Here is a 4384-nt window from a genome sequence, read left to right as displayed (position 1 = left end):
GCTTGTTCGTGACGGTTCAAGATATGCTCAAACCCCTCTTGTTTGTAAATTTCATCATAAACGTGCATGATAGCTCCGCCAGGGTAACCAAATACGGTCTTAACACCCTCAGCGATAATCGCTTCACATACCATTTGTGCACCACTCATCTGCATGGTTTACACTCCATTAAATATATTTTTTTTGATTATAGCTAAAAAAGATTAGAGTTTAATGGGTCTGATTTGAACAGGCTTCTATGGCTACGCCTTCACGTAAGCCATCATCTATGACTACACAACTTTCAAACGCCAACAAAGAGAAGAGTTGTTTATAGATAAGTATACCTGCAGCGATAAGATCAGAACGTCCTGTACCTACAGAGATTTCTCTCTTTTCAAACGGCATAGAAAGTAACTTTTTCAGGTAAATATCCAACTCACCTGATTCAAGTGAAGTACCGTTTATCTTCGATGCATCGTAGGTTTCGTAATTCTGCCCGAGTTTCATGGCTGCAACTGTTGTGGGTGTTCCAGCTGTGGCTACAAAGGCATTTACTTTACCTTTCTTTTCATATACTTGATCACAAAACATTTGCATTTCAGCCATCTCTTCGGGAAGTATTTTTTCTATGTTTTCCAAGGTTTCATGGGTTTGTGCGATCGTCACTATCCCTACGGGAAAACTTTTAGAAACTGTTTCATTTTCATAATGAAAGATAAGTTCAGTGGACCCCCCGCCTATGTCTATAAGCACAAAACTATCCGAAGCATATTGTAATGCAGAGAGTCTGTGCTTCACAGCGAGTAAAGTGAGTCTTGCTTCTTCTTCGCCAGAAATGATCTGAAAATTCACCCCTGTCTCTTTTTTGATCTGGGAAAGTACTTCATCTGAATTTACTGCTCTTCGTACAGCTTCAGTTGTGACAGCCCTTACCACAGAAGAGGAAAAGTCTATCTGTTCTTGTGCTTCTAGAATAGCTGAAATAACCCTCTCTAGGGCTTCACTGTTAATGGTACCATACTGCGCTAAACCGTCTGCCGTTTTAACGACCTTTTCATATTCAGATATCTGCGTACCTGCAGTGCAGTCATACTCCAATACACGTAAAGTATTTGATCCTAGATCTATCGCTATCATTTAATGCTCTTCTTTAAAAGAAAATCCACCCTCTTTTAATTGTGCTCTTATCTCTGCTTGGTGTTCTTCCCCTTTGGTCTCCAAAGAGACAGAGACATGGGCATCTCCAAATTCCAGATCTATAGACGTTCGATCATACCCTATCTGTACAATGTTTGCACCTATTTGAGTAAGTATTTCAGTGAATGACTGTAGGGCACCTGGTTTATCCATCAGTGTGACAAGCAATTTCATTTTACGTGCAGACTTCATGAGTCCTTTTTCGATGATAAGAGAAAGCATCGTAACATCAATGTTTCCTCCACTAAGTACTACAGCTACTTTTGAATCTTTAGGCAAGTCTATCTTTCCATGTAAAAGTGCCGCAACACCTACCGCACCTGCACCCTCTACCAATACTTTTTGTTTTTCCAGCAAAAAAAGTATTGCAGAAGCAATCTCATCTTCACCAACTGTCTCAAAGAGATCCACATTCTTTAAGATATACTCTAAGGTGATCGGTGACGTATCTCGTACAGCTATACCATCTGCAATGGTTCTCACAGACGTAGTATCTATAGGTGTTTTTTGATCGTAAGAGTTTTTCATAGCAGGTGCTCCGACCGAAGAAATACCTATGATCTTGCACTCAGGATTAAGGGCTTTACTAGCCACAGACATACCTGAGATAAGCCCTCCACCACCTACAGGAACCACAAGCGCATCAAGATCAGCTATCTCATCAAACATTTCAAGTGTCACAGTACCTTGTCCAGACATCACTTCATCATCTGCAAAAGGGTGTACAAAACTATAGTTATTCTCTTCACCAAATGTTACTGCATAGGCATACGCTTCATCATAGTTAGATCCATGAAGTATGACATTGGCACCAAACTCTTTCACACCCATGACTTTCGTCAACGGTGTTGATTCTGGCATAATAATGGTTGCATCTATGTCAAAGTATTTTGCGGAAAAAGCCACACCCTGTGCATGATTACCTGCAGATGCTGCAACAACACCACGTCTATCCCCCGCTTCTATAAGAGAGGCAATTTTATTAAAAGCACCTCTGAGTTTAAATGCACCTGTACGCTGTAAATTCTCTTTTTTCAGATACACTTCATAGCCACTCAATTGGCTTAAAATAGGTGCATAAGAGAAGGGTGTCCTATGTACTACATTGGATACTCTGTCATACGCTTTTTCTATACTTTTTAAGTCTACCATTATCTTTCCTAGATATTATATTGCAAGGATTATATCAAAATTAAGGATAAAGCATGGAATGTGAAATGCCACTGGTTAACTCTAACCCTGAAGAGATGAAAGAAATATTTGAAAGTGTCAAGACGATCGCAATACTTGGTCTCTCCCCTAATGAAACCAAAGCAAGCAATATGGTCGCAAAATATCTTCAAAATGCCGGGTACAAGATCGTACCGGTTTATCCAAAAGAAGATGAGATCCTAGGGGAAAAAGTGTATCGTTCACTGGCAGAGATCCCTTTTGAGATAGATATGGTAGATATCTTTAGAAAGCCCAATGCTTTTGATGCGGTTGCCGATGCTTGTATTGAGCGTGGTGATGTTAAAGTATTTTGGGGACAGTTAGGTCTGGTCAACAATGCTGCTGCACAAAAGGCTAAAGATGCTGGTATGAAAGTCGTACAGAACTACTGTACCAAACTTGAGCATATCGCATTAATGGCATAACACTTATTTTACTCTCTATTGAAAGTGACCTCTCTACTTCGAAAGAGGGGTCTAGCATCTAATCAAACTACTTTTTACGAAGAAAAACACCACTCTCTACATGTGTCGTATGTGGAAACTGGTCATACATAGCTGCTTCTATGACATCATGTGTTTGTACCAGTGTTTCCAAATCTCTAGCAAGTGTTTCAGGGTTACATGAGATATAAATAATATTTTCTATATTTGAAATAAGTTCTATGGTACCTTCGTCCAATCCTGCTCTTGGTGGGTCTACCAATACTGTGCTGAAATTGTAACTTTCCAAATTTATCTCTCTAAGTCTAGAGAACTCTCTTACTCCATTCAATGCTTCTGTCATCTCTTCAGATGCCAGTCTCGCAAAAGTAATGTTTTCCACACCATTCAGTGTACAGTTTTCCAATGCTGCCTGTATCGAACGTTTACTTATCTCCGTAGCTAACACTTTATCAAAGTAGTGAGAAAGAGGTAAAGTAAAGTTACCTAAGCCACAATAACTTTCCAAAAAATCACCCTTTCCTACCGTTTTAGCCTGCTTAATTGCCCACTCGATCATCTTTACATTGACTGTAGGATTTGGTTGGGTAAATCCACTTTCATACTGCACATAGGTAAATATTTTACCGGCTATGTCTAGCTTTTCTGTGACGAATTCATCTGAAAGAATCACTTTTTGTTTACGGCTACGTCCCATGATCTTACAATTCAGTTCTGATTCAAGCTCTTTTGCCTCAGCACTCCAAACATCATCTAATTTTCTATGATATAGCATTGTGATGAGACATTCATCTGTAGTAGTCGCTAAAAACTCCACAGCAAAAAGTCGCTGCTTTAACACTTCAGTTGAAGCATTGATCTTTTCGAGTAACTTCCACATACGTTTTTCTATAGGTTCTATGACTTTAGGACACTCTTCTATGTTAATAGCACCTTTTTTTTCGATGTTTCCCATAGCATAGTCACAAACATCACCTTCATGCCAAATGCGGAATTCTGCTCTGGCTCTATAATGGTCGGTAGGAGAATCAAAGACTTCTAGAGACCCCTGATAGAAAGGGGCCAAGAGTCCCGAAACCCTCTCTTCTTTTTGCTTTAACTGTTCCTCGTACCCTATTTCATAGAGCCCACAAGACCCACAACTTCCAAAATGTTTACAATTCAAACTTCATACCTTTAATTTGCATTGGATATAATCACAATAATAATATAATTTTGTAATTTTACCCAAAAGGTCCAAAATGTCTATAAGTGTTGTCATACTCGCTGCAGGTCAAGGTACAAGAATGAAGTCTACTACACCAAAGGTACTTCATGAAATCTCCGGAAAATCTATGCTCTTCCATGCCATAGATGCAGCACAGAAAATTTCTGATGATATCACTGTCGTACTCTACCACCAAGCATCACGTATACAAGAAGAGATAGAAGCACACTACAGCGGCATACATTTTCATATGCAAGATGCCGTGCAGTTTCCAGGTACAGGCGGGGCTATAAAAGGTGTACATGTCACACACTCTAAAGCACTTATACTTAATGGTGATATG

The 4384-nt window shown here is 39.5% G+C and carries 6 protein-coding genes; 2 read left to right on the top strand and 4 right to left on the bottom strand.

What is annotated here, in order from left to right:
• The 3 genes from ABYK33_RS14015 to ilvA all read right to left on the bottom strand — a co-directional run.
• Window positions 1–155 (bottom strand): thiamine pyrophosphate-binding protein (locus tag ABYK33_RS14015; protein ID WP_373033908.1); only part of this gene is annotated, 155 nt, incomplete at its 3' end.
• Between the two features lie 55 nt (window positions 156–210).
• Entirely contained in the window at window positions 211–1119 is a 909-nt protein-coding gene (locus ABYK33_RS14010) for a phosphatase (protein WP_373033907.1), read from the bottom strand.
• On the bottom strand, window positions 1120–2331 hold the full coding sequence (gene ilvA / locus ABYK33_RS14005; protein ID WP_373033906.1) for a threonine ammonia-lyase: 1212 nt from the start codon (window positions 2329–2331) through the stop codon (window positions 1120–1122).
• Window positions 2332–2384: 53 nt separating this feature from the next.
• On the opposite strand from ilvA, the gene ABYK33_RS14000 reads away from it, so the two are divergent.
• The gene (locus ABYK33_RS14000; RefSeq protein ID WP_373033905.1) at window positions 2385–2816 is read left to right on the top strand and encodes a CoA-binding protein; all 432 of its coding nucleotides are present in this window, start codon (window positions 2385–2387) and stop codon (window positions 2814–2816) included.
• A 67-nt stretch (window positions 2817–2883) separates the two neighbouring features.
• On the opposite strand, the gene trmA is transcribed toward ABYK33_RS14000, so the two are convergent.
• Complete coding sequence (gene trmA / locus ABYK33_RS13995; protein WP_373033904.1) at window positions 2884–3999, bottom strand: tRNA (uridine(54)-C5)-methyltransferase TrmA; 1116 nt, start codon at window positions 3997–3999, stop codon at window positions 2884–2886.
• Between the two features lie 76 nt (window positions 4000–4075).
• Here trmA and ABYK33_RS13990 point away from each other — a divergent pair.
• A partial coding sequence (locus tag ABYK33_RS13990; protein WP_373033903.1) for an NTP transferase domain-containing protein occupies window positions 4076–4384 on the top strand: 309 nt, incomplete at its 3' end.

Source organism: Sulfurovum sp., from assembly GCF_041562805.1.
Taxonomy (GTDB): Bacteria; Campylobacterota; Campylobacteria; order Campylobacterales; family Sulfurovaceae; genus Sulfurovum.
Note: the sequence above shows the minus strand (reverse complement) of the source record. Positions and strands in the feature narration are given on the sequence as shown.

What these genes read in the sequence shown, in the direction of transcription:
- ABYK33_RS14010 (WP_373033907.1), bottom strand. Translation starts at nt 1,119, where the DNA reads ATGATAGCGATAGATCTAGGATCAAATACTTTACGTGTATTGGAGTAT.
- ilvA (WP_373033906.1), bottom strand. Translation starts at nt 2,331, where the DNA reads ATGGTAGACTTAAAAAGTATAGAAAAAGCGTATGACAGAGTATCCAAT.
- ABYK33_RS14000 (WP_373033905.1), top strand. Translation starts at nt 2,385, where the DNA reads ATGGAATGTGAAATGCCACTGGTTAACTCTAACCCTGAAGAGATGAAA.